Annotated in this window: 22 protein-coding genes, 1 tRNA gene and 2 pseudogenes; 12 read left to right on the plus strand and 13 right to left on the minus strand. The window is 47.1% G+C overall.

Annotated features, from left to right (window positions below):
- On the minus strand, positions 1 to 184 hold a 184-nt coding region (locus QUA13_RS25790; RefSeq protein ID WP_333203142.1), incomplete at its 3' end, for a hypothetical protein.
- On the opposite strand from QUA13_RS25790, the pseudogene QUA13_RS25795 reads away from it, so the two are divergent.
- The 4 genes and pseudogenes from QUA13_RS25795 to QUA13_RS25810 form a co-directional block, all read left to right on the plus strand.
- Positions 144 to 278: pseudogene (locus QUA13_RS25795) on the plus strand (hypothetical protein); the annotation flags it as partial. The gene QUA13_RS25790 and the pseudogene QUA13_RS25795 sit on opposite strands and share 41 nt — an antisense overlap.
- A gap of 238 nt (positions 279 to 516) precedes the next feature.
- A pseudogene (locus tag QUA13_RS25800) lies at positions 517 to 1671 on the plus strand (TIM-barrel domain-containing protein).
- Positions 1640 to 2113, plus strand: a complete 474-nt coding sequence (locus QUA13_RS25805) for a DUF5110 domain-containing protein (protein WP_333203123.1) — start codon at positions 1640 to 1642, stop codon at positions 2111 to 2113. Before QUA13_RS25800 ends, QUA13_RS25805 begins: the two are co-directional and overlap by 32 nt.
- Positions 2114 to 2432: 319 nt before the next feature.
- Positions 2433 to 4298 (plus strand): ABC transporter ATP-binding protein, encoded by a 1866-nt coding sequence (locus QUA13_RS25810; protein WP_333203125.1) that lies wholly within the window; start codon positions 2433 to 2435, stop codon positions 4296 to 4298.
- A gap of 53 nt (positions 4299 to 4351) precedes the next feature.
- Here the strand turns inward: QUA13_RS25810 and QUA13_RS25815 are convergent, their stop codons facing one another.
- Positions 4352 to 4771, minus strand: coding sequence for a hypothetical protein (locus QUA13_RS25815; RefSeq protein WP_172187549.1), 420 nt, complete (start codon positions 4769 to 4771; stop codon positions 4352 to 4354).
- A 290-nt stretch (positions 4772 to 5061) separates the two neighbouring features.
- Between QUA13_RS25815 and gnd the strand changes: the two genes are divergently transcribed.
- The 3 genes from gnd to arfB all read left to right on the plus strand — a co-directional run bounded on the left by gnd (position 5062) and on the right by arfB (position 7793).
- Complete coding sequence (gene gnd, locus QUA13_RS25820) at positions 5062 to 6516, plus strand: decarboxylating NADP(+)-dependent phosphogluconate dehydrogenase (RefSeq protein WP_333187829.1); 1455 nt, start codon at positions 5062 to 5064, stop codon at positions 6514 to 6516.
- Positions 6517 to 6642: 126 nt separating this feature from the next.
- Positions 6643 to 7113 (plus strand): restriction endonuclease, encoded by a 471-nt coding sequence (locus QUA13_RS25825; RefSeq protein ID WP_333203127.1) that lies wholly within the window; start codon positions 6643 to 6645, stop codon positions 7111 to 7113.
- Between the two features lie 266 nt (positions 7114 to 7379).
- On the plus strand, positions 7380 to 7793 hold the full coding sequence (gene arfB / locus QUA13_RS25830; protein ID WP_333102661.1) for an alternative ribosome rescue aminoacyl-tRNA hydrolase ArfB: 414 nt from the start codon (positions 7380 to 7382) through the stop codon (positions 7791 to 7793).
- Positions 7794 to 7832: 39 nt separating this feature from the next.
- On the opposite strand, the gene QUA13_RS25835 is transcribed toward arfB, so the two are convergent.
- From QUA13_RS25835 to QUA13_RS25845, 3 genes are all read right to left on the minus strand, one after another.
- Complete coding sequence (locus tag QUA13_RS25835; protein ID WP_333038826.1) at positions 7833 to 8102, minus strand: helix-turn-helix transcriptional regulator; 270 nt, start codon at positions 8100 to 8102, stop codon at positions 7833 to 7835.
- A 235-nt stretch (positions 8103 to 8337) separates the two neighbouring features.
- Positions 8338 to 8637 carry a helix-turn-helix transcriptional regulator gene (locus tag QUA13_RS25840; RefSeq protein WP_333160548.1) on the minus strand — a complete coding sequence of 100 codons (300 nt, stop codon included), beginning with the start codon at positions 8635 to 8637 and terminating at the stop codon, positions 8338 to 8340.
- A gap of 293 nt (positions 8638 to 8930) precedes the next feature.
- Positions 8931 to 9203, minus strand: coding sequence for a helix-turn-helix domain-containing protein (locus QUA13_RS25845; protein WP_172187564.1), 273 nt, complete (start codon positions 9201 to 9203; stop codon positions 8931 to 8933).
- Between the two features lie 356 nt (positions 9204 to 9559).
- Here QUA13_RS25845 and QUA13_RS25850 point away from each other — a divergent pair, with 356 nt between their 5' ends.
- Together QUA13_RS25850 and QUA13_RS25855 are read left to right on the plus strand one after the other, a co-directional pair.
- The gene (locus tag QUA13_RS25850; RefSeq protein ID WP_333203130.1) at positions 9560 to 10558 is read left to right on the plus strand and encodes a hypothetical protein; all 999 of its coding nucleotides are present in this window, start codon (positions 9560 to 9562) and stop codon (positions 10556 to 10558) included.
- A gap of 7 nt (positions 10559 to 10565) precedes the next feature.
- Entirely contained in the window at positions 10566 to 10727 is a 162-nt protein-coding gene (locus QUA13_RS25855; RefSeq protein ID WP_242728623.1) for a hypothetical protein, read from the plus strand.
- A 552-nt stretch (positions 10728 to 11279) separates the two neighbouring features.
- Here the strand turns inward: QUA13_RS25855 and QUA13_RS25860 are convergent.
- The 8 genes from QUA13_RS25860 to QUA13_RS25895 all read right to left on the minus strand — a co-directional run bounded on the left by QUA13_RS25860 (position 11280) and on the right by QUA13_RS25895 (position 22282).
- Complete coding sequence (locus QUA13_RS25860) at positions 11280 to 14855, minus strand: PAS domain S-box protein (protein ID WP_333203132.1); 3576 nt, start codon at positions 14853 to 14855, stop codon at positions 11280 to 11282.
- A gap of 573 nt (positions 14856 to 15428) precedes the next feature.
- A tRNA-Val gene (locus QUA13_RS25865) sits at positions 15429 to 15502 on the minus strand.
- An 86-nt stretch (positions 15503 to 15588) separates the two neighbouring features.
- Complete coding sequence (locus QUA13_RS25870; RefSeq protein WP_333203134.1) at positions 15589 to 17610, minus strand: serine/threonine-protein kinase; 2022 nt, start codon at positions 17608 to 17610, stop codon at positions 15589 to 15591.
- A 259-nt stretch (positions 17611 to 17869) separates the two neighbouring features.
- Positions 17870 to 18316: an SRPBCC family protein gene (locus tag QUA13_RS25875; protein ID WP_172187574.1), complete on the minus strand. Its 447-nt coding sequence runs from the start codon at positions 18314 to 18316 to the stop codon at positions 17870 to 17872.
- 102 nt (positions 18317 to 18418) lie between these two features.
- The gene (gene zds, locus QUA13_RS25880; protein ID WP_333203136.1) at positions 18419 to 19855 is read right to left on the minus strand and encodes a 9,9'-di-cis-zeta-carotene desaturase; all 1437 of its coding nucleotides are present in this window, start codon (positions 19853 to 19855) and stop codon (positions 18419 to 18421) included.
- 60 nt (positions 19856 to 19915) lie between these two features.
- Positions 19916 to 20287, minus strand: coding sequence for a type II toxin-antitoxin system PemK/MazF family toxin (locus QUA13_RS25885; protein WP_333192305.1), 372 nt, complete (start codon positions 20285 to 20287; stop codon positions 19916 to 19918).
- Positions 20277 to 20531: a hypothetical protein gene (locus tag QUA13_RS25890; protein ID WP_333203138.1), complete on the minus strand. Its 255-nt coding sequence runs from the start codon at positions 20529 to 20531 to the stop codon at positions 20277 to 20279. The genes QUA13_RS25885 and QUA13_RS25890 overlap by 11 nt, the downstream gene beginning before the upstream one ends.
- A 107-nt stretch (positions 20532 to 20638) precedes the next feature.
- Entirely contained in the window at positions 20639 to 22282 is a 1644-nt protein-coding gene (locus QUA13_RS25895; protein WP_333192286.1) for a DUF6930 domain-containing protein, read from the minus strand.
- Between the two features lie 245 nt (positions 22283 to 22527).
- On the opposite strand from QUA13_RS25895, the gene QUA13_RS25900 reads away from it, so the two are divergent.
- From QUA13_RS25900 to QUA13_RS25910, 3 genes are all read left to right on the plus strand, one after another.
- Entirely contained in the window at positions 22528 to 22881 is a 354-nt protein-coding gene (locus tag QUA13_RS25900; protein ID WP_172187584.1) for a HesB/IscA family protein, read from the plus strand.
- 124 nt (positions 22882 to 23005) lie between these two features.
- Positions 23006 to 23422, plus strand: coding sequence for a hypothetical protein (locus QUA13_RS25905; RefSeq protein WP_333203140.1), 417 nt, complete (start codon positions 23006 to 23008; stop codon positions 23420 to 23422).
- Positions 23423 to 23618: 196 nt separating this feature from the next.
- The gene (locus QUA13_RS25910) at positions 23619 to 23816 is read left to right on the plus strand and encodes a hypothetical protein (protein WP_172187588.1); all 198 of its coding nucleotides are present in this window, start codon (positions 23619 to 23621) and stop codon (positions 23814 to 23816) included.
- Positions 23817 to 24712 lie beyond the last annotated feature (896 nt).

Consider the following 24712-nt stretch of genomic DNA (forward strand, 5'->3'; position numbering starts at 1 on the left):
CCGTTGCCGTTGGAGTATGGACGTTTGCCGGTCTTTGGGCGAGCGCACTTTTTGACCTGCTTAGTCTAAACTCCAAATCTAGTGCTGCAATCGAGTGCTTTGACAAATCGGGAAAACCATTTGCTAGCGACTGCGATCCCAGTATGGGATGGCGAACCGGCGCAACGGCAGGCTGGAAACGCATTGAAGCAGACGAACACTTCTACGGTTTCGGCCAACGCACCGGCTTTCTCGACAAACTCTCCGAAGTCAAGACAAACTGGACAATAGACGCGCTTGACTACAATTCCCTCAGCGATGAAATGTACCAGGCGAGCCCATTTATATATCGGCTTGAATCCCGATCGCGCTTACGGCATCTTTTTCAACACCACATTTTGGAGTCAATTCGACATCGGCGCCCAACAACCGGGAGTTTTGCGGATGGAAACCAGAGGCCCGGAACTCGATTACTACATCATTTACGGCCCGGAACCCGCCCAAATTCTCGCCACCTACACGCAGTTAACCGGCCGGATGCCGCTTCCGCCAAAATGGGCGCTGGGATACCACCAATGCCGCTGGAGCTACGAATCCGAGGACGTTGTGCGGGAGTTGGCGCAGGAATTTCGCGATCGCGCGATTCCCTGCGATGTCATCCACCTCGACATCGACTATATGGACGGCTACCGCATTTTTACCTGGAGCCCGAAGCGTTTCCCCGATCCCGCGAAACTGATCGCAGACTTGAAAGCAGCCGGTTTTAAGGTTGTCACCATTGTCGATCCCGGTGTCAAGTACGAACCGGAAGGGGATTATGAAGTATTCGATCGGGGTGTGGAAAACGACTATTTCGTCCGCACCGCAGAGGGAAGGCTATTCCACGGTTACGTTTGGCCCGAAAAAGCGGTGTTTCCCGACTTCCTGCGGCCAGAGGTGCGGTAGTGGTGGGGCGAATTGCACAAAAACCTTACAGATATGGGCGTTGCGGGGATTTGGAACGACATGAACGAACCTTCGATCGCAGAACGACCTTTTGGTGACGGCCACGAACACATCTGGTTTCCGCTGGATGCACCGCAAGGCCCGGCATCCGAGGGCGCAACCCACGCGGAAACGCACAATTTGTGTGGTTTAATGATGGCGAAAGCTTGTGCACAGGGCTTGCAAAAAGTGCGATCGGGCGAGCGATCTTTTGTGCTGACGCGATCGGGTTTTGCGGGCGTTCAGCGTTACTCCTCGGTATGGATGGGCGACAATCAATCGCTGTGGGATCATTTAGAAATGCCGATGCGGATGCTTTGCAATATGGGGCTTTCCGGCGTGGCGTTTGTCGGTTGCGACATCGGCGGTTTTGCGGAGAATGCAACCGCCGAAATGTTCGCGCAGTGGATGCAGGTGGGAATGCTGTATCCCTTGATGCGCGGTCATTCGGCGATAAGTACGGCCCAGCACGAACCGTGGGTTTTTGGCGATCGCACTGAGAAGATTTGCCGCGAATACATGAATTTGCGCTATCAGTTGTTGCCTTACATTTACACCTTGTTTTGGGAAGCTGCGACCACGGGAACGCCGATTTTGCGACAGTTACTGTATCACTTTCCGCGCGATCGGGCAACTATATCACCTTTACGATCAAGTATTGCTCGGCCCGTCGCTGATGGCTGCACCTGTTTACCGCCCTGGAGTTGAGCATCGCGCCGTGTATTTGCCGGAGGGTACTTGGTACGATTGGTGGACGGGCGAATGCTATCAGGGCCCGACGCACATTTTAGCCCATGCGCCTTTGGAGACAATGCCGCTTTACGTGCGGGGTGGGGGCATAATTGCGATCGCACCTGTGAGGCAATTTGTCAGCGAAGAACCGCTTGAGTCATTAAAAATGCGAATTTGCCCCGGAAGCGGTGAATGGACGCTTTATGAGGACGACGGACACAGTTTTGAACATGAAAAAGGTGTCTGGGCAACGACTAATTACAAGGTGTATTTGGAAGGGGACAAAATCATTGTTGAAATTGCCGCGCGCGAGGGTCAATTTTTGATATCAGAACGCGAAGTTATTGTGGAAGTTGTTGCCGTTGGCGAACAGCGATTTACAGATGACGGTACGGTGCGGCGTTTGACATTTGGGTAGTTTGATATTTGCCGCTTTCCCACTAACCCGCCGGGGGTTTTAACCCCCGTCTCACAGCTCAAGTCCACTTAAGTGGACTGAAGAAACAGCCTAGCAGACTTGATGTAAATCCTGTACATATTGAGAGGCACTCCTGTTCAAACGAAGCTAACCAACTCAAATTCTAAATATTAACCAATAGTCCTCTTTAGAGGACTTTAGCTATGAGACAGGGATTTAAATCCCTGGCGGCCTAATTGTTAGCGAACTATATTAATTGACGACTACTGTTATAATACAGCAGGAGGAGATGAACAAATAAAATTATTGCGATTGAATTATGCAACCTATCCAAATTACCACCTTCCAAGCTCTGTGGCGCAGCTTGGGCCTGATAATCAAAGCCGCACCAATTGAACTCCGCAATTTAATATTACTCAACATCATCGGCGGTGCTGCCCCCTCTGCCGTGCTATTTTTAGATAAATTAATCATTGATGAAGTATCTCGGTTGCTGTCGCAAACCCAAACAGCACAGCCCTTTGCTTTGATGCTTTCCCGGCCAATATTGCTGTGGAGTATTGGCGGAGTCTTAAGTCTCAAGTTAGTCGGTGATGCCCTAGACACAATGAACTCTTTTGTGGCGACATCTTTGCGCGATCGCGTTCAAGGCTTTGTCGAAGGAAAAGTCCTCGAAAAAGTCGCCAATTTCGACGATATTGCCCTCTTTGAAAACCCGGAACTATTAAATATAGTAGAGCTCGCGAAAACTGGAGTATCCAAAATACAGCAACTAGCCTTTACCATCAGCATGACCATCACGGGAATTTTTATATTTATTCCATCGATAGGCCTTGCTGCTGCGATAGCTTGGTGGGTGCCAGTGCTGATGTTGATTTCATCCTCTCCCTCAATTTACACCCAAAGAAAATATAGCAGAATTATCTGGAGAGTTCAAAGAAAGCAAGCTAAAATCAGCCGCGAAATGAACTTATCTGCTAGAGTTTTGACAGGCGAAGAATATGCTAAAGAATTGCGTTTGTTTGGGTTGCAAGAACTTTGGCTCAAACGCTGGCAGGGTCAGTTTTTGCAATTTTTTAGCGAGATGCAGCAAATCCGAAAAAAAGGAGCTATTGTTGTACTTTTCTGGTCGATGTTTAGTAGAATCGGAGTGGTTTTGCCATTTATTTATGTCGTAATGGGAGCTTTGGGTGGCCGCTATACTTTGGGCGATTTAGCACTCTATTCTGGTTTGATTGTCCAAGTAAAGCAAAGTTTGCACATACTGATTAGCACTTCTACTAATTTGTACGATATCTCTCTCAGCGTTAGCCCGATTTTTCAACTGTTGGAACTCAAACCAGAATTGCAGTCTCCGCTTGGAGATGTGGCGTCTCGCCTGCCGCTTTTAGAGGATAGCAGCAAAGATTATGAGATGACAAAAGATAAAATTGGCATCGAGATTAAGCATTTATCTTTCTGCTATCCCGGTAGTAATAAAAGCACGGTTGAAGATATCAACTTAACGATTAATCCGGGTGAAATGCTAGTGCTTGTTGGTGAAAATGGCGCGGGTAAAACGACCCTTGGCAAACTCCTCGGTCGCCTGTACGACCCGACAAGCGGTACGATCGCCTGGAACGGCAAAGATTTGCGATCGTACTCTCTAGCATACGTGCGATCGCGCATCGCCGTCGTTATGCAAGATTACGCCCGTTTCCCCTCCACAGTCCGCGAAAACGTCGGTTTCGGCGACTTGCTTTCACTGTCGGATGACAGCGCAATTAACGAAGCTATTTCCGAAGCAGGGATTGCAGCTAAAGTCAACAGTTTAGAGCAAGGTTTAGAAACACCGTTGGGGAAACAATTAGAAGACGGCATAGACTTATCGGGGGGACAGTGGCAAAGAATTGCGATCGCCCGCGCCTTAATGCGGCTTGACACAGCCGAAGTGCTAATTTTTGACGAACCAACCGCCGCCCTCGACCCCAAGACAGAACACGAAATTTACAGCATCTTCCGCCAAATAGCGACCGGGAAAACAACAATAGTCATCAGTCACAGATTAGGACTAGCAAAAATTGCCGATCGCATCGCCGTCATGGAAAACGGTAAAATAGCAGAAATAGGAACTCACGACGAATTGATAGAATTGGGCCAAATTTACTATTCAATGTTTACCCGTCAAGCTAGCAGCTATCTTTAGTCAACAGTCAACAGTCAACAGTCAACAGTCAACAGTCAACAGTCAACAGTTGACTATCTCCCCGTCAGCGTATCCGCATAAGGATCGGGCAAAGCTTGCTGCACTTCAAGCGACAAAGAATCTCCAGTCAACGGTTGGCTAATCAAATTTTTTTTTACCCCATCACCCCGGCGATCGCGCTCTTGCAACTTCAGCAATTCCTCTTGATAAAGAGCAACAATTCGCCCTAAACTCACCACCAGATCATCCCAATTATCATCTCCTACCAACTTCTCAGAAATTCCTTCAAATAACTCTCCCGCTTGCCTTTTTTGAACATAAGCTTTCAACAGCTTTCCCGACTTTTGCAAAACTGCCTGATAAATCTCCCCATCAGACCACCACAGCCCCTGTTGACTCAGCAGCCAAGTCAAAATATACTCGCGAGCGTGTTGCTCCTTCACCCAGGCCGCGAGATACTGCAAATCTTCCATAGTTACAGTCTCCTAAATCTTGCTCAAAATGTCCGCTTGTTTGTATCTACCGTTACTGCGATCGACTGAATATCTGCTTTATTATCACCCGCCGAGCTCTTTAATATCCCTTAAATCTTAAAAAAACCCTACTGATTTACCAAACAGCAATTCTTAGAATATAAAAATAAACCTAAACCTCCTAGGTCTATTGTCCAATACTTTTAGTCCACCGGAAAGCGGTACACCCCGCCTCGCTTTCCTCTCTCGCAAACCTATCCTCAAGCGGGAACAACCAGCGGGTTATTAGCATGACAAAGCAAAATTTTGGTTTAATCGGTCTAGCCGTGATGGGCGAGAACCTAGCGCTCAACGTCGAAAGCAGAGGTTTCTCCGTGGCTGTGTACAACCGCACAGCAGCCAAAACCGACGACTTCATGGCCCTGCGCGCCCCCGGCAAGAACATTGTAGGCACCAAGACTCTGACAGAATTCGTCGATGCCCTAGAAACCCCGCGCCGAATCTTAGTCATGGTGCAAGCTGGGAAACCCGTAGATGCGGTCATCGACCAGCTCAAACCCATGCTGTCACCGGGCGACATGATTATTGACGGCGGCAACTCGCTATACGACGACACCGAACGCCGCACCAAAGATTTAGAATCGATCGGACTGGGATTTGTCGGCATGGGCATCAGCGGCGGCGAAGAAGGCGCGCTCAACGGTGCTAGTTTGATGCCCGGTGGCACCCGCACTGCTTACGGTCTACTAGAGCCAATTCTCACCAAAATTGCGGCTCAAGTAGATGACGGCCCCTGCGTCACATTCATCGGCCCCGGCGGCGCCGGTCACTACGTGAAGATGGTTCACAACGGCATTGAGTACGGGGATATGCAGCTCATTGCTGAAGCCTACGATTTGCTCAAAAACGTTGGTGGATTGGACGGCAAGCAGTTGCAGGAAGTTTTTGCCGAATGGAATACCACAGACGAACTCAACTCGTTTTTGATTGAAATTACGGCTAATATTTTCAAGTACATTGACCCGGAAACTAAGCATCCCTTAGTTGAGGTAATTATGGACGCAGCGGGTCAGAAAGGCACCGGCCGCTGGACTGTAATGAGTGCTTTGGAATTGGGCGTGAGCATTCCGACAATTATTGCTGCTGTGAATGCCAGAATCATGTCTTCTTATAAAGCAGAGCGCGTCAAAGCTTCTCAAGAACTAACTGGGCCTAGCGCTAAGTATGAAGGCGATACTAAAGAGTTTGTCAACAAAGTTCGGGATGCGCTTTACTGCTCGAAGATTTGCTCCTACGCGCAAGGCATGGCGCTGTTGAGTGCGGCCTCGAAGTCGTACAACTATGACTTGAGTTTGAGCGAAATTTCCAGAATTTGGAAAGGTGGCTGTATCATTCGGGCTGGATTTTTGGACAAGATTAAAAAAGCTTTCAAGGACGATCCCGCGCTGCCGAATTTGCTGTTAGCGCCGGAGTTCAAACAGAGCATTCTCGATCGCCAATCAGCTTGGCGGGAGGTGTTGGCTACTGCTAGCACGCTGGGGATTGCAGTGCCAGCCTTTAGCGCGTCGCTGGACTATTTCGACAGCTACCGACGCGAAAGATTGCCGCAAAACCTCACGCAAGCTCAGCGTGATTATTTCGGGGCTCACACCTACGAACGCACCGACAAACCGCGCGGCGAATTCTTCCACTCTGAGTGGACGCAGACTGCTAAAGAGTCGCTGCAAACAGGTACTACGGACTAATTAATTTTGGTAGGGTGCGTTTCGGCGCACCTTACGAATTTATTGGCAGTTGCAAATTGTTTTGACGTTTGTTAATGAGTAAATCGGGTACAATCCTAACTACTCGTTTAAAACAAATGTAATTTTATGAAAAAATTTATACTAAGATCCGCTGCATTTATAGGTGATATTGCGGCATCGGTATTGGATACATTGAAAGAAGAAGAGTCAAGCAAACGTTTATTAGACAGTGGTATTCTGGAAGTGGATTCAATGACGGGAAAAGAGTTTGAAAATTTTCTCTATGTCCATTTTAGAAACTTTGGTTATGGTGTTACTTTAACTCAAGATAGTCAAGATTATGGGGCGGATTTAATTTTATACAAAGATGGATCGAAAACTGTAGTTCAAGCGAAAAGAAGCAAAAATCCAGTTGGTATTAAAGCAGTTCAAGAAGTAGCAGGAGCCGTCAGACATTACAAAGGAAATAAAGGCAGAGTCATCACCAACAACAGATTTACCGAAAATGCTTACAACCTTGCTGAATCTAACGACATAGAGTTATGGGATCGAAAACAACTAATCGAATTCATCCTGATAGCTAAAAACTGTAAATAAGATCGATTCCGGTGGCACTCATCCATGATTGTTGACTGTTTACTGTTAGTAGTCAAAAAATAGCAACGGAGAGGACACGGCAGTGCCGTTTCCCTACCCCAAAATAATCGCTTGCGCTCGCACCAGATGCAACCATCCCCCGATTAATTGTAGGGACACAGCAGTGCCGTGTCCAGATTGTGGGTAATATCCTGTTCCCTAACTACAGTAAGTTATATATAAAAGATGCACTGCTTTCTCAGTATCTTTAATTTCACTTATTCATCATGTTACAAATTTCTAATACTGTGTTCATTCCAGATGGCGAAATCGAGATTAGTGCGATTCGCTCTCAAGGCGCGGGGGGACAAAATGTAAATAAGGTGGCGAGTGCTATTCACTTGCGCTTTGATATCCCAGCTTCCTCATTGCCCGATCGCTACAAGGAGCGTTTGTTGCAAATCAACGACCAGCGCATCACCTCCGAAGGTGTGATTGTCATCAAAGCCCAGGAACACCGCAGCCAGGAACAAAACCGGGAGGAGGCTTTGAGACGGCTGCAAGAACTGATTAAAAGTGCGATCGTCATACCGAAAAGGCGCAAACCCAGCAAAGCAACTCGTAGTTCCCAGCGCAAGCGTCTCGACAGCAAAACCAAGCGAGGGCAGATTAAAGCTCTGAGAGGGAAAGTCACGGATTGATCGATGAAAGGTCGATCGGGCTTTTTGAGTTTTTACTTGTCAGTCGGGATTTGGTGGGCCTAAGTCGTTAGGTAAATCGTTAAGCGTTTTTCCCAAAGCTTTGCAAAGAGCTTTCATTTGAGCAATGGTCAGTTCTGGTTCGTCTAGTCCTCGTTCCCATTTGCTAATGGCTTGCTGAGTTAGGGTTTTTGTGCGGGTTTTGTCGGGAATTTGTTTTGCTAAGGCGGATTGCGATAAACCAACAGCCTCCCGCAAGATTTGCAGTGCTGGTATATCTTTGGACTCTTGAGTTTGTTTCTTTCGGGGCATATCATAGCAAATTCACAACCAAAGTTGTTGACAAATCGGTTAAATACAACTAAGGTTGTTTAATATAGAGACAACACAAAGGCCGCTGCTTTAGCCGGACGGTGGAAACGCTTTGGTTTAGCGAGCTGCCTTATTTGTAGTTTCTACCCATTATGCCTGCATAGCAAAGCCTATTTTCCGGGCTTGGGTGCATGACTCAAACCCGTTTCCCTAGACATTTCCGAACCCCTGCGGGTTAGTTGTCGTTCTGCGAGGGCGATCGACTTGGTAAGTCATCGGGAATTTTAGTTACATCTAATCCTAAAAGCTCAAACATAGTTTTTAGAGAAACCTGGTACAGGTTAGCCAGTGCAGCTACGTTTTCAACAGTTGGCATGGACTTTCCTGATTCCCAGTCAGCTTGCATCCGCTCAGAAACGCCGATATGTTGTTTGACTTGAGGGCGGGTTAGCCCAGCTTGTTCTCTCAGAAGCCTTAATGGAGACTTCTCCTTTTCTTGCAAATTTTCTTCCACAGTGCATGAAGTTTGTTTCATGAAGCTAACCTCTTGACTTGGTTGTTTTGATGAAGTACACTTCATGTAGAGCCACCCAAAAAAAGGCGGCCGGGCGAGCCTACTTTCGTCAAAATGCAGGTTTGAAGAACCGCCTTACTTGTAGTCTCTATCAATTGTGCTTGCATACCCAAGCGTATTTTCGGGGGTTGGGCGCATACCTCAAGCCTATTTTCCTCAAGCCCGAGGAGGTGATGCCATGTAAAAGGTCGATCGACCTCACAGGACAGTTTAAAATTGTATCAAATATCAAGACCATGATTTAGCTCTGTTTGTTAGCTGCCCCTCGGGGGTACGTAATCATCAACAAGCCCTGAAACATCTAGCCCGATCGAGTGACAGAACTGTTTCAAGCTAATATTTAGGGCTGTACAGATGGCTATTGCAGTATCAACTCTGGGTTTTTGTTTTCTTTTTTCTATTGAATACAAAGTATCTTCAGAGACTTTCCCCGTCAGTTGCTGGCTAAGCTCTCGGCGACTAAAGCCCCTGTATTCTCTAATTTCTGCAAGGCTCATTTCGTATAAATCCCGTACTTCTTGATTCATGGTGCAGAATATTTCGTAGTTTACCCTTGATAAAAGCAGTAAGTCTGACTAAACTACGAATAAGGACATAGCAAAGCGGTTGGGCGAGCCTCCTTTCGTCAAAATGCAGGTTTGAAGAACCGCCTTACTTGTAGTCTCTATCAATTGTGCTTGCATACCCAAGCGTATTTTCGGGGGTTGCGCGCATACCTCAAGCCTCTGTTTCTCAACGCCGAGGAGGTGATGCCATTTAAAAGGTCGATCGACCTCACAGGAGTGCCCAGCTCAAAATTGTATCAAAGATCCAGACCAAAACTTCTACTTTGCGATCGCACAACTTCCGTGCTATCGTGCCCTTTCTCGAACCATTCCAGATAATGTCCACATCAATTGACAACTTCTACCTAGGCGATGTCGCCTCCAACTTTCACTTTGCAGGCCCGCTGCTAGACTTTGAAGAAGAAATCCAGAATCAATCTCCCTTTCACGATTTAGACTACCTGACAGGCGAAATTAAAAGGGGATTCCTAGACTACGTGCGTCAAGGAATCATGCTGGACACGATCCGAAAACTGCGATTGTACAAACACAAGTTCAAAACTTTTAAAAGTTACTGCGAACAAGCATTAGGCAGACAGTATTTTTACTGCACGCAAATCATCAAATCGGCGAGCATTTGCCTGCGCTTAATTAAAGCCGGATTTGAGATTTTGCCGAGCTGCGTTGCTCAAGTTGTCCCTTTGTTCAAACACGCAATCACCGACCAATACGGCGACAGTCCTTTACAGGAAAAGTGGCAAGAAGTTGTTGATGTCATACCAAAAGAAAGGATTACGGCAGTAACTATTGCCGAAACAGTTGACAACAATCCCAACCTCCGGCTCAAACAAATTCGGATTAAAACCGACACTTACGCCCTTTTAACGAAAAAAGCAGCCGCAGCCGGACTGTCAATTTCGGAATTTTTGGCAAGGTTGGTTGACGAATACAATCCGAGAAATTTAGAGCAGCCAGCGGAACATACTCCCGAACAAGAGGAGATTTTAGACCAATTAGACGCGGAGTTTAAGAAGCCGGCAACGGAACAGACTTCAACTTCTGCCCAAGGAAAAGTTAAGTCTAAAGGTTTTGGAGTCAAAATTGAGCCTAAAGGTGGTAAAAGGGAAGTAAAGGCGAAAAGTTCGGAAGGGGAAGTAAAGGCGAAAAGTTCGGAAGGTGAAGTTAAGTTGAAAAATCGGCAAACTGAAATCAAAGCCGAGAAACAGTCGAATTCATTTAAAGAGAAAAATCATGAAGTCATCTGCCCAAAATCCAATCATGCGTCAACTGAAATTAATGGAGGTTCAACTGAACGAAATTCAGTGCCACCTTATTAAAGCCACTGTGTTGAATTGGTGGCAAATAGTTTTGCCTGACGGACAGAAGATTGCGATCGAGCACGCGGGCGGCGGACACTGGATTTTTCGGGCTAACGGGCTTGAGAAATCTCATCCAGAAGTGCGGCTAGCGGTGTTGAGGGCGATCGCCCAAGGCTGTCGCAGGTAAGTTATCAAGGGGTTTTTCCCTTTGGCGTCTCAAGTAGTGCTGCGGGTGAGGACACGGCTGTCAGGCCGTGTCCCGGAGGGGACTGGTGGGCAATCGACCGGATTTGAGATGATTTGGGGATGCAGGGGGGCGATCGACATTAGTTGCGTTTACTGTCGCAATTTCCCAACTGTGGGGCAAAGTTTAAAGTTCCCGCGTTGTGGGCCCTGGGCTGGTGTCAATGATGTTTTATGGGGTTTGGGGAGATGACGGAGTATCATAAATCTTGCTAAAATTGAGGTAGATTATCCCCACAGTGCTTACCCTTCACGCTGCGCTCAATGCCATTGCTCCTATTGCTCCGGGATGGTTACGCTCGTGGGTTCCCCCTGAGCGGTTTGAGCGATATAGCGGTTCCGTCTGTTGCTAAGAGCAATGCCTTAGCAGAGCCTGTTCCTAAATTTATGCCAAGCACCATTAGGCTAATCCTCAATTCGTGACATTTTCCCAGACTATACTCAAAAGACATCTCCAATAATCAACTTGAAATCCTTGTACCGAGGTAGCTGAAGCTTAATTTTGGGAGATGTTTAATGCTCTGCTTATCCCAATTGGATCGAGCAATTGCTCAATTGTCTGCACTAACATTTCCGGCTCAACCGGCTTGGAAAGATGCCTTTGAAAGCCAGCATCTAGCGCTTGCTGCTGATTGATGTCTCCGGCACAGGCAGTAAGTGCGATCGCGGGAATCTTTCCTCCCTGCTCTGTGGATAGTTGTCTGATTTGACCAATCAACTTATAGCCATCAATTTGTGGCATTCCAATATCAGCAATCAAAACATCTGGCTTAGATTCATTAAGTAGTTGTAGCGCATCTGTTGCTGAAGATACAGAGATCACGGTGGCTCCCGCTTGCTCCAAGATACATTGAACTAACTCTAAATTGTCTAGTTCGTCATCGACGGCCAGGATACATAATCTAGCCAAGGGTGAAGTGTGAGCATTGAGTGATAGATTTTCCTTGCGATCGCTGTTTGCCTCTTTGCTTCTGGCTAATAAGGGAAATGTGACAGTAAATGTTGCTCCCTGTCCTTCTACAAAACTTTCGGCTTTGACAGTTCCACCATGTAGCTCAACGACGTGACGCACGATCGCTAATCCCAGCCCTAACCCACCAAATGTTCTCGTAATACTGCTATCGGCTTGTCGAAATGTGTCAAAGACATAGGGAATAAATTCTGGCTGAATCCCTTTCCCTGTATCCCTGACTTGAATTTGAGCAGATGAATCAATCGTTTTTAGCTCAACTTCAACTCTACCTCCAGTTGGGGTGAACTTAATTGCATTGGCGAGCAAATTCCAGACAACCTGTTGCAATCGGGTAGCATCTCCTAACACATCGCCCACATTGAGTTCTAGCTGGGTGTTAATTTGAATGTTCTTCGCTGCGGCGGCTAAACTAACTGTTTCGATCGCGGCTTTAAGAGTTGTTTTCAAATTAATTGGAGTAGAATTAAAACTCAGCTTGCCTTGCAGAATGCGAGAAATATCGAGCAAATCCTCAATCAGTTGAACTTGCAACTGGGCGTTGCGTTCAATCGTTTCGAGAGCTACCGCCGTTTTGCCAGAATCCAGGGTTCCCCTTCGCAGCAGTCGAGTCCAACCCACAATCGGATTCAACGGAGTTCGCAATTCGTGTGACAAGACAGCTAAGAACTCATCTTTAATTCGGTTAGCTGCTTCTGCTTGTGCCCGTGCTTGCGATTCTGACTCGTAGAGCCGTGCTCGGTCGATCGACTGCGCCGACTGCTGTGCCAGTGCCAAAACGAAACCGCGATCGCTCTCACAAAGCTGGGGAACGGTCGAAAAACCGAGCGATAGCCCACCAACGGCTTGTCCTTCAATCAACAATGGCACTGAAATCCAGGCTTCTGAACCAACCTTGGCATAAGCTTCAGCTAAATCAGGATAACGGGCAATTCGGTTTTCGATGGTTTCTACCCAAACAGGTTGCCCAGTTCGCACGGCTTCTGCCAGAGGATAGGGCGCATGAATCGAAAAACTGCGCAGAAATTCTCCTACGTGCTCATACCCGATCGCTTGAATAATCTCCAGTTCGCTTGCCTTCTGGTTTAATACGGCAACCAAACCACAACTTGCTCCCAGTGCGGACATTCCCTGTTCAATAATCACCTGAGCCACTTGAGCCGAGGTTAGCGATTCAGACAAAGCTGTCATCACCGCCAGCAGTCGAGCCGTCCGGTTAGCAGCGAGTTCGGCGGCTAATTTCGCTTGTTGTGTTTCATTATAGAGACGAGCGTTATCAATGGCGATCGCTGCTCGCTGAGCCAAATCTTCAGCCAGAGCAATGTCTTCCAGGCAATAGCGGCGATCGGATTCAGTAAACACCAACGTAATGCTGCCCAACACGCGCCCGCGTGCCTGTAGCGGTGCAATGATGCAGGACTTTAACCCAACTCCACGTATGATTTCCAGGTATTCAGCATTCGGCACTGCCGCAACTAACTGTTCATCTGTAATCTCAATTGCAATTTCAACCTGTCCTGTTTGCATAACTTGAGAAATGCCATACGCCTCATCGAGATGTCTGGGAAAGCGTTGAGCCAACTCCCAGCCAAACTTCACTTTTTCGGGATCTGAATGAGCCACCGCAACCCGATCGATCGTGCGATCGTCATTCAGCAGATCGACACTACACCAATCTGCAAAATAAGGAACTGCCAGCTTTGCAACGCTTTGGAGAGTTTGTTCATACTCTAGTGAAGAGGAAAGGACAGCACTCACTTCCGCTAAAAATGCTGATTGTTGTTGAGAATTTTCTGCTACAGCACGGGCTGCCTGTTCTTGAACAAGTTGTACTCGTTCGTCTTCGGTTTGTTTGCGTTCAGTAATGTCGCTGAAAGCAGCAATGATATTGATAATTTGTCCCTCTGGGTCAAACAAAGGGGAAGCATTGATCGAGAGAATCGTGCGAGTTCCATCGGCATGAGTAATGCCATGTTCAATATTATAAACAGGCTCACCAGTTTGCATCACCCTCGCAAACGGCAGTTCATCTTCTGGGAAAGGATGACCCTCCACGGTTGTAATGAACCAGGATGGATCGTTATAGCCTCGCTCCACAATGTCGCTGAGAGTCAATCTTAAAATCCTCTCTGCTGCCCTATTGGCCGCCATAATCTGTCCGGTAGAATCTAGAATGGTGATCCCATCAGGAATAGTTTGGAAGATGCTGGATAATTGCGCTTCACCCTCACGCAGAGCAGTTTCTGCCTGCTTGCGCTGTGTAATGTCGTGCATCACGACAACTGCACCCTGTTTTTCGCCGTTTGCGGCAATAATTGCCTGTCCAGTTGCTAACAGCATTCGCGCAGTTCCTTGCTGCGGAACAATCATCATTTCCACATCACGAACGTTCTGTCCTTGCAATGCCTGAAACAGGGGAATATCCTCTGTATTCATGCGTGTTTTGCCGTCTGACAAATACAAGTCATAATATTGGGCCCATTGAGCCGCTGGAACTGGCTGCTGAGGTAATCCATGAAAATCTTTAGCTGCTTGGTTAAATACCGTCAATATGCCATCGGCATCGCAAGCCACAATGCCAGCTTGAACGTTGTTTAGGATTGCTTTCAAAAAGTCCTGTTTTTTCTGAAGAGTGGCTTCCACCTGCTGGCACTTAGCGATTTCGGCTTTCAATTGTCGATCGACTTCAGATGTTTCAGTAGTATCTTGGAAGTAAAGAAGTAAGCCTTCTTCACTCTTGATGAGGCGAATTCTCAACCACTTGTTAAGTGAGGGGTAGTGTTCTTCAAACTCGATTGAAGTTGGCGTTGCGATCGCTTGATGACAATACTTATATAGCTCAGAGGTAAGATCGACCGAAAATACAGTCCATATATTTTTGCCTATCAGGTGTTGCCGATTCCTGTTTAAAAGCTGCTCTGCTTTATGGTTGACATAGGTGCAGTGCCACTCTGAATTAATAGAAATGAAGGCCTCAGCCATGCGATCGACTATCACCGCAAATCGTGCTTCAATTGCTTGGCAGTCTGTACATAGCTCTTGAGAAAAATTTATAGTAAGCTCTTCTCCATGATTCAAGGAGTTTGTACGTTCTACATTCATTGCGGTTAGTCCTGCCTATTTACCTATTCTGCCAGTTATTGTTAGGGAATCAAGATGTACAGGACTTACGCAGAGATCCCCCTAGCCCCCTTTTTAAGGACTTTGACTGTTCCCCCTAAAAAAGGGGGGATCGAGGTTTTAGGCTTTTGGTGCGTAAGTCCTAATATATAGTATGCGCCAAACCTCAGCCATTCAATGTTTAAGCAAACGGGCATCGCAACTGATGGGACAGCACCCCTACAAATTCGTCTTTAATCCGGTTAGCGGCTTCTGCTTCGGACAGTGTAAGGTGCTCGCATTCTAACATTTGTTTTCGTTCTTGTTCTGCTTGCTTGCGCTTTGTTCGCGGATGCGGATGGTGCCTGCGAGAATCGGGCTAGCGTTTCTTTAACACCGAACTCATGCAAACTATGCAACTGCTCAGCAACAGCCTCGACGAAACGTGGCGACTGTACTAAATCTCTGACCTAGACATATTCTGTCATTCCTAATTGAGAATGCCAAATCTAGCAGTTTGGTTGTAGAAACAAGTTTTAGAAACAACAAAACCGCTTTGTGGGCGGGTTTTAGGTATGGACACAACTGGACTCGAACCAGTGACCCCTACGATGTCAACGTAGTGCTCTAACCAACTGAGCTATGCGTCCTCACGAATTCCTAATTTAGCACAACATTCGATCGCCTGTCAAGCATAAATATGAGATTTGTTAGGCGGACACTTTTGACATCGCCCTTAATGCCCAATCCCCCGCCAAATCTTCACAGTTCGATCGCCCGCACCGCTAGCCAAACTCCCCCCATCACCACTAAACGCCACCGACAAAACCTCCCCCCCGTGGCCGGTCAGAATTTCCAGCAAACCCCCCGTACCCGCATCCCACAAATAAATCGTGCCATCCCGACTCCCCGTCGCCAAAACCCGACCATCGGGACTGAACGCCACACACAAAACATCCCCAGAATTGTCCCTCATACTCCGCAACAGCGTCCCTCGCCCCTGTGCATCCACCCGCCACAGATTCGCCGTACCATCCCGACTCCCCGTCGCCAAAATCAATCCTTCTCCTACTCCCCCCCTTACCAAGGGGGGGTTGGGGGGGGTCTGACCGGGAAGGGAGTTGGGGGAGTTCGCAGCAAAAACGATCGCCCGCACCCAATCCCCGTGCTCCGCCAGAGTACAAATCGATCGACCATTTTGCCAATCCCACAACTGCACAGTCTTGTCCCGACTGCCGCTAGCCAAAAACTCCCCGCCAGCACTAAAAGCCACCGCCTCCACCCCGCCAGCGTGACCAATCAAAGCCGACATCCGCCTTCCCTTATTCAAATTCCACAACTGCACAGTTTTGTCCCGACTGCCGCTAGCCAAAACCTGACCGTCCCGACTGAAGGCCACAGCATAAACCCTATCCTCGTGACCTCGCAAAGCGTACCACCACTTACCCTTATTCAAATCCCAAATTTGAATTGTTTTGTCCCGGCTACCACTAGCCAAAGTCGCCCCATCAGGACTAAACGCCACACAAGTCACCCAGTCAGAATGACCCGTAAGAGTGTACCACCGCTTACCCGCATCCAACTTCCACATCTCGATCGTCTTGTCCTCACTGCCGCTAGCTAAAGTCGCGCCATCTGGACTGAAAGCTACCGAGGTGACAGCATTAGAATGCCCCACCAGAGTATGAACACACCTCCAAGTAGGCGCGCGTGCGGGCACAACCCGCTGCATCGGCGGCACAGGTAAAATTGTGCCTGCAAGCGTTGGCGGCACTGCATTCTGCACCGCAGGCATCCTCTGCGGCACGGAAATAGCAGGGGCCGCCGGAGTCGGAACCTGCACCGCCGACTGCTGCGGCTGCAAATCTTTCAATACCTCAGCTACTGATTTGTAGCGGCGACTGAGACTTGGTTCGATCATTTTGTCGAGGATGCGACTTAATTTCGGATCGATTGGAACTTTCAAAAAGTCTCGCCAAACCCAAACATCTTGATTGATATCGAACAAATCAAAAGGAGATATTTGAGTCAGCAAATAAAGGCAAGTTACTCCCAAACTATATAAATCACTGGCATAAACCGCTTGACCTCTAATTTGTTCCGGCGCGACGAATTCGGGAGAACCGATGACTGTACCAGTTTCTCTCAAACCCTCCACAACTTTTGCAGCGCCAAAATCAACTAAAACTAATTCCCCGGTTAATGTGGGGTAAGTATAAATTATGGGAGTTTGAGAAATGCGGCGGCGGATAATATTGGGAGGTTTAATATCTCGGTGAATTACACTGCGATCGTGCACGAACTGCAATACTGGCAATAAATCCTTCAGCAGACTGAGAATCTGGCTTTCGCTGAAAGGCCCTGCCCGCGCCAACTCTTGCTGTAAATTCTGACCTTCTATAAATTCCTGTACCAAATACTGATAGCGTTCCTGCTGAAAGTGCGCCAGCAGTTCGGGAATTTGCGGGTGTTTCCCCAACTCGTCCAGCCGCACCGCTTCTCGGTTGAATAATTCTGCTGCTTTTTCGCTGCTGCTGGTACCTTGGGATAGGGGGAAAAACTGTTTAATTGCACAGCGCGGTTTTGAGGGTTTGTCTTCGTCTACTGCTAAAAAAGTGCGGCCGAAACCGCCGCGCCCGAGGGGTTTGATGGCGCGGTAACGCTCTCTCAGCAACAGTTTGGAGCCGCAATTCAGGCAGAATAGGGTACGATCGGCATTTTGCGGGTTTTGACAGGTGGGGTTTAGGCAGTAACTCATAACTGAAGCGAGAAGGAATCAGCAGCATCTCTCTATGATACTGAGGCAAAAGGGCGATCGACTCTCGCGTTACAATTATAGTCCTGGACGCACGGGCAACAATAAACCGGGTTTTTCACCAAAATATTTGCTTAAAACTTTCAATCTCGGTTCAAAAACCCGGTTTCTTTGTTCGGGTGTATAAGTCCTAAATTAGAATTAAAAAAACTAAAGTCATGACTAAAAACTGGTTAGTAGTCATGACTTCCTTCCTCATAATTTAAGATGTTGCCTTAACTTTCAGAGCATACTCTTTAAACCTTTCCAAGTCAGCCATAAGAGTCGATTCAACTACTCGCGCTAGAAATGAATTGTCCATCAATTTTGCCAGCCAGCCGGGAACTCCATAAGCTACTGTCAGTTTGACAATACTGCTGTTTTTGCGATCGTAAAATCTTACCGCACCCCGATTTGGCAAACCGTCTACCGATTCCCACTGAATTATCTGATTCGGCACTAATTTGAGAATCCGAGAAAGCCAGCTAAATTCTAACCCGCCAGTTGCGAGTTTCCAGCGCGATAATTCCGGGTTGTCTTCGAGAACGCGAACTGATTCGATCCACTTCATCCAGCGTGGCATTTGCTCTAAATCCGACCAGAGTTGCCACGCTAATTCGATGGGAATTGCCACTTCTACTTGGACGCTGTGTTCTAACCAATCAGTCATGCGATTTTAGATTTTAGATTTTAGATTTTAGATTGAAGAATTGTTTCTTTTTTGTTCCCAGGCTATGCCTGGGAACCAGAGAAAACGAGAGACGACTAATGACTAATGACTGTAAGCTTCGAGAATTGCCTTAGCCGCTTGATGGCCTGAAAGTGTCGCTCCTTCCATACTATCAATGTAGTCTTGCTGAGTGTAACTTCCTGCTAGAAAGAAATTGGCGATCGGAGTTTTTTGAGCAGGGCGGAAAACATCCATTCCCGGTGCTTCGCGATACAAAGATTGAGCGAGCTTAACTACACTGTACCAAGTCATGTTTAATTCCCGCGCTGAGGGGAATAAATCCTGAACTTGCTTAAGTACGTGTTGGGCGATCGCCTCATTGCTTTGTTTAATAAACGGATCTCCCGGTGTCAGCACCAACTGCAACAGCGAACCTTGTCCTTCTTGATAATAATCCTTGGGACTTGTCAGCGCCAAATCTGCAAAACAAGAAAAATCTGCATCTGCTGAATATAGCAAATTATCGATTCCTACAGCGTGGCTCAACTGTTTGCGCTTCGCTTCGTCTTCTAGTTCCGTTACCCAACCGTCGAACCGCAATTGTACTGTAGCAACTGGCACCGCATCTAACTTATAAATGTTGTCAAATTCCGACCATTTGCGCCAAGCTGGGGGCAATATTTTCTGAATTCCTGGCACGTCGCAGGCGAAAACGTAAGCGTCTGCGGTAATCTTTTCTTCTGTTTCGCCGTTAGCTACTACCAAGCCTGTCACGCGGGTTTCTTCGCCTTCTTCAAACTGAATTTCTCGGACTCGGCGCCGCGTATAAATTTTTGCTCCTTTCTTTTCCAAATATTCCACAATTGGTTTGTGCAAATATTCGTTGGGAGAACCTGCCAGCATCCGCATGACAGAGGCTTCGGTTTTCGATGCAAAAAATTGAAAGATTGTCAACATACACCGGGCTGAAATATTTTCAGTGTCGATAAAACCCAGTGCGTAGGCGATCGGATTCCACATTCTTTTGAGCGAGTTTTGGTTGCCACCTTGGCTGCGGAACCAGTCAGCGAAGCTAACTTTATCCAAATCGCGGATAGTTTTCATTGCCCCGTCAAAGTCTATCAAACCTCGGACGATCGGGCTAGTTCCCAGGGCGATCGCATTTTGAATTTTGTCTTGTACCGATAGCTGAGATGTCGTGAAAAACGCCTTCAATCCGTGCAAAGGAGCACCCACGGGAAAGCGAAAATCTAAAGAACCGGTTTCGCCGCCTCGATTAATAAAAGTGTGGACGTGTTCTTTGAGGAGCAAATCGTCAAAAGCTCCCACTTTTTTCATCAGGGCAAATAAGTTATAATAGCAGCCGAAGAAGACGTGCAAACCCATTTCAACGTGATTGCCGTCGGGATCTACCCAACTGCCGACTTTGCCGCCGACAAAGGGGCGGGATTCAAAAATTTCTACTTCGTGGCCGGCATCCACTAAATCGACTGCTGTGGTCATTCCAGCCAGTCCCGCACCTGCGATCGCAACCCGCATTTTACCTATCCTTTACAGTATTTTTACAAATTGTAACAAAATTTAGAATTTCCGAAACATTCAAAGTTCATAAATGCCGATCGACACTTGTATAGCCCTCTGAATTCTTGCTAGAACATCGGCACTAATGTGACCGTAAGGGCCTTGTTCTAGGAATGTCTGCCGCAAAGCAGAAACGTTTTCACATACAGCTAGAGAATCAGCTTGCAATCCTCCCTCACCCGCAGGAATCAAGACACGAGTAGGATTTTCTACTCCTGCAAGGTTACTTGTGAAAGGAACAACAATTACAGAATCGGTCAACTCATTGCGGATATCGGGAGAAACCACAACTACAGGTCTTTTTTTGGTATCTCCTAACTGACGCAAAGCTCTTGAAAGGTAAATCTCACCTTGGCGGGGATAAGTTTTCGCTGTTGAGTTAGAGTCCATCGCCTATCCATGCTTCTTCTATCTGTTCCTCTACAAAATTAAACCACTCTTTTTCATCCTCAATATCTTCTTGACTGCGGTTTTGATAAAACTTCCGCAACTTATCTTCTATTTGCTTAGCGTACCAGAGACGGAGAGCCTGTTCGATCGCCTCCGTCCAATTATCAGTAAGCTGGTCTATTTTATCAGCTAATTCAGCATCAAGGGCGACTAACACTTCTCGCTTTTGAGTAGAATTTGACATATTCATTCTCCTGAATAATTCACACAGTAGCGCGCGCAATGCGCACCTGACATATTACTTTTACCTCTTCCTTCTCACAACAGTCAACAGTCAACAGTCAACTAACTTCAAAACATCGGCATCAACTGAAGCGGCCCAATTCCCAACTCTTTAGCAGAAACCCAGCGCACCTCAAGCAAAGCAACCATATCCTTAAACTGAGGCTGACCGCGAGAAGCACCCATCAACCCTTTAGCAATAATCAAACCGCACCAACCGTTCGTTAATTTACAGCGGCGATCCCACTTTTGGCGAGCTTCCTGATGCACCGGATCGTTTTCATTAAACTCCCCAAACAAATACAGATCCCCATTTTTAGTTTGCAAAATACCCAAGTCGTATTGCTCATCCTGAAAAGGATTTTCGCCCGGATTAAAACCAATTGCCTTCACCCCTCCAGCTTCTTTCAAATCCTGGATCATCGTTTTCGCCTTCGGATGAGAAGTTTGGATCATCACCACCGGCAAACCATCTCCGGCGGTATTAATATCACTTTCTGCACCTTGGTGAAACTGGACACTTGCGCGCAGGAACTCTACGGTTTCCCAAGGTACGGCGCCGAGACTCAAAAATGAATTTTGCGGCACCAAATCGTCCCGCAGCAGTGGCATTTCAAATTCATCATCATCGTCATCATCATCGTCATCACCGAGCATCTGTAATAATTCGTCGGACACATCGGGCATTGTCGAAACTTTAACGGATACCTGTTGAATTTCTCCGTCAGACTGCGGAACCGGGATGCGGTAGCGACTGTTGAGATTGGGAAACGTCTCTGCTCCCAATTTCCGGCGGCCGTTGCGGAAAAAGCGGTGAAATGCTTCGAGAGCAACTAACATCGTGAGGGCTTCTTCTTCGTAAAGAATCGATCGCAATCCTTCTAAAGGATGCAGGTTGCCAAAATTTGGTTCAATTTCCGATGGAGGCAAATCGGCTAAATCAATTTCTTCTTCGTCGTCCTCATCAATATCTGTGGAACTTTCAAAGGTGAGAAACAAACAGTCTTGCCCTAAAAAAGCCTGTTCTAAATCTTCAAAAGATTCATCGTTGACGACTCGTTCTCGAAACCGCTTCAAGGATTCTAGAGAGCGGTACAGTAAAACTCCGTAATCCATTCTGCCTTGCCCCAATACGGACACGTAGAGGCTGGCGACATCCCACTGATTGATTTCAATAGATATAATTTGGTGTTCGCTCAAAGTCCGCCACGGAGCATCTTGCCAAATTTGAGCAGCTTTTTCCATTAAAACTTCAGCATACTGAGGGGGCAACTCAGGAGGTCTATTGATCGCGACCTCTTCCATCCCGCGAAATATTTCGTCAATTAAGGGCAATTCCGGCACGTAGTCAATGGAAATGCTTAAATCTTGAAGTACGCCCCGCAGATAAAATTGAATTTCTCGGTTTTTGACTACTATTTTTTGGGGCCGACCTGCGGGGGCCGGACTTTGGGGATGTTCCATTGCCCGTAGCAGGGCCCGGACGATCGCCTCTGGGCCGGCATCTGGGCCTACCATGTCCATAGCCCTCACGACGCCTTCGGAGCCATCGACCCAGAGAATGCACTCGCCACCAGCTTCTAGAACGTCATCGTCATCTATCATCAGGTGTGAGTCAGCATTAGATAAGGGTCGGCGATCGCCCTCCCACACGCTGGGAATTTGAGGTAAGTTTTGTAGCCGACGAAGAGTAGTGCGATTCAGCGCTGCCATAGAGTAAGCCCGTTGGGTGAAGCATTGTTGCGGTGCCGGTAGCCGGTCAACCGCTGCTTATCAATCATAAACCCTATAGGGGGAGAGGACATCGAGCTTGGGAACGAGGCCCCACGGGAATTAAAAATTAGAAGCTAAAAATTCGGCCTTCAGCATCTAACCCAAGGCCTTCTGGCGAATGCCTGTACAATGGAGGCATAAGATTAAACTCTTAGCATTAGACAATCTCAGGAGTTCGGCAAATTATGACTCAAGCCACTTCACAAAAGCGTGGAATTCAAATGACGGACTCTGCTGTCCGTCAAGTTTTAGCTCTGAGAGAGAAGCAAGGTAAAGACCTCTGCTTGCGGGTAGGGGTGCGCCAGGGCGGCTGCTCTGGTATGTCTTACGTGATGGATTTCGCAGATCCCAGCACTGTGAAATCCGACGATGAAGTGTTCGATTACGACGGTTTTCAGGTAGTTTGCGATCGCAAGAGCATTCTTTATCTCTACGGTTTGGTTCTCGACTTCAGCGATGCTATGATCGGGGGCGGCTTTCAGTTTACTAACCCCAACGCAACTCAAACTTGCGGCTGTGGCAGTTCTTTTTCTACATAATCGGAAAATAGAGCATTGGGGATTGGTAATTGCTAATTGCTGAGAATGCCTCGGACTGCCTTGTTGCGTCCCGCACCCCATGCTCTTTTCCATCTAAAATCTCAAATCCCAAATCTAAAATCGAATGACCCCTGAAGAATTGTTTAAAGACGGTTTCGATCGCTATCAAGCTGGCGAAGCCCCGGCTCATCTGATCCCCGTGTTTAAAGAAGTGTGCGAGAAAGCTCCCAAAAATGGCAATGCCTGGGCTAGCCTCGCGTGGCTCTACCTGTTGGAAAATAAAGCTGCACCGGCTCAAAAGGCAGCGAAAACAGCCGTTAAATTGAACCCTCATGACCCCCAAGCTCGCATCAACCTAGCAGTAGCAATCCTCGATCTCAAAGAAAAAGGAGTGCGCCCCCATGTAGAAGTGGCTCAGCAACTCCTGATGGCTTCCGAAGAGTTGCTCGACGAAGTTAAAAAAAATTTTGAAGAAGGATTAAAGAGAAAACCCGACTGGAAGAGTCTCGCCCGCGTTAAACAGTGGCTTCTGGAGCCGTAACAGCGCAAACAAGTCGATTTGGGGGCGGGGAGCAACGAAACTGGCTTTGGAGTTTATTACGGGATCGTAATAAATCAATAAATAACTTTATGGAAAACTCAGAAAGTCAGTGCTAGTATTTGAAAACTTAGACGATTCACAAACCCGCTCAGCGGTTTTCAGATTTTACTACGATAATACTAGGAGTTGTAAAAACATGAGCAATGACAGCCACGTTAACATCAAACCAGCAACCCGCAACCACAAAGGTTTCTTTATTCAGCCCGCTTCTTACAAATTGATGAGCATCGATAAATCCGGCTGGGCGTTGATTTGTATGGACAAAGCAGTTTGTCACTATGTAGATCCTGATGATTTGCAATTGCCGAATAAATCAGGAATGTCTGAAGGTTAATTCTGAAGTTTTGAGAGACTTTAAGATGCTTTATTTGAGTAGCTGCCCTCCATTGAGGGCAGCATCTTTTTTTGGTTAGTTGACAGTTGACTGTCCCTTGTAAGATGGGTCGCTGCGAGATTTTCGAGTCGATCTGTAGATTTTTGATGGAGCCGCACCCTACGGTATCGAATGCTGTGGGTAACGGCTAAAAGTAACCGGATTGGATGATTAAATTGCCCGTAGCTTGCGGGGCGGGACGCCATCGCCCTCGATTTTGATATCACGATCGACTACACGGCAATTGAGGACACCGCACCGTTCCCCTAACTTAAAATAATCGATTTAATTGTAGGGAGATGGCACTGCCCTGGGGAGCATCTCATATTTGTAAAAACACTTCTTCTGGCTCCTTCCTTCTTCCTCCTGCCTCAAAACTCCAATTTCTAGCTTGGCTGCAAAAGTGAGATGCTTCCCTGACCTGTCCTGACTGTGGGTAATATTACAGCAGATTGGAGGCTTATGGAGTAGAGTAGCGACAGAAAGTTTTATTTTTTTCGTTAATGTATAGCCTTTGGTGTACTCTACTTACTTGCAATCTGCTGTATATACGGTTTTGGAATAGCTTGCAAACAGTAGCAGCTCGCGCTCAAAGTAACGAAGTTACCTCATTACAGCGGAATCCGCTGTAATGAGGTACAATAAAATATCATTGTTGTAGTCAAACCGTCGGAAAGCGTATTCTCTCGATCTCCGGCAAAAAATAGTGAAGGCTCATTTAGCAGAAAAGATGTCAAGCGAGGAAAGTAGCTACTAGATTTGGAGTCAGTAAAAGTCTAGGGGTGCATCTCACTTTGGCACATATATCAAATTGAAAGTTGACCGTTGAGATAAGCACAGCGAAGAGAAAGGAATTA

This window comes from Microcoleus sp. S28C3 (assembly GCF_036700785.1).
In the GTDB taxonomy this organism is placed as follows: Bacteria; Cyanobacteriota; Cyanobacteriia; order Cyanobacteriales; family Microcoleaceae; genus Microcoleus; species Microcoleus asticus.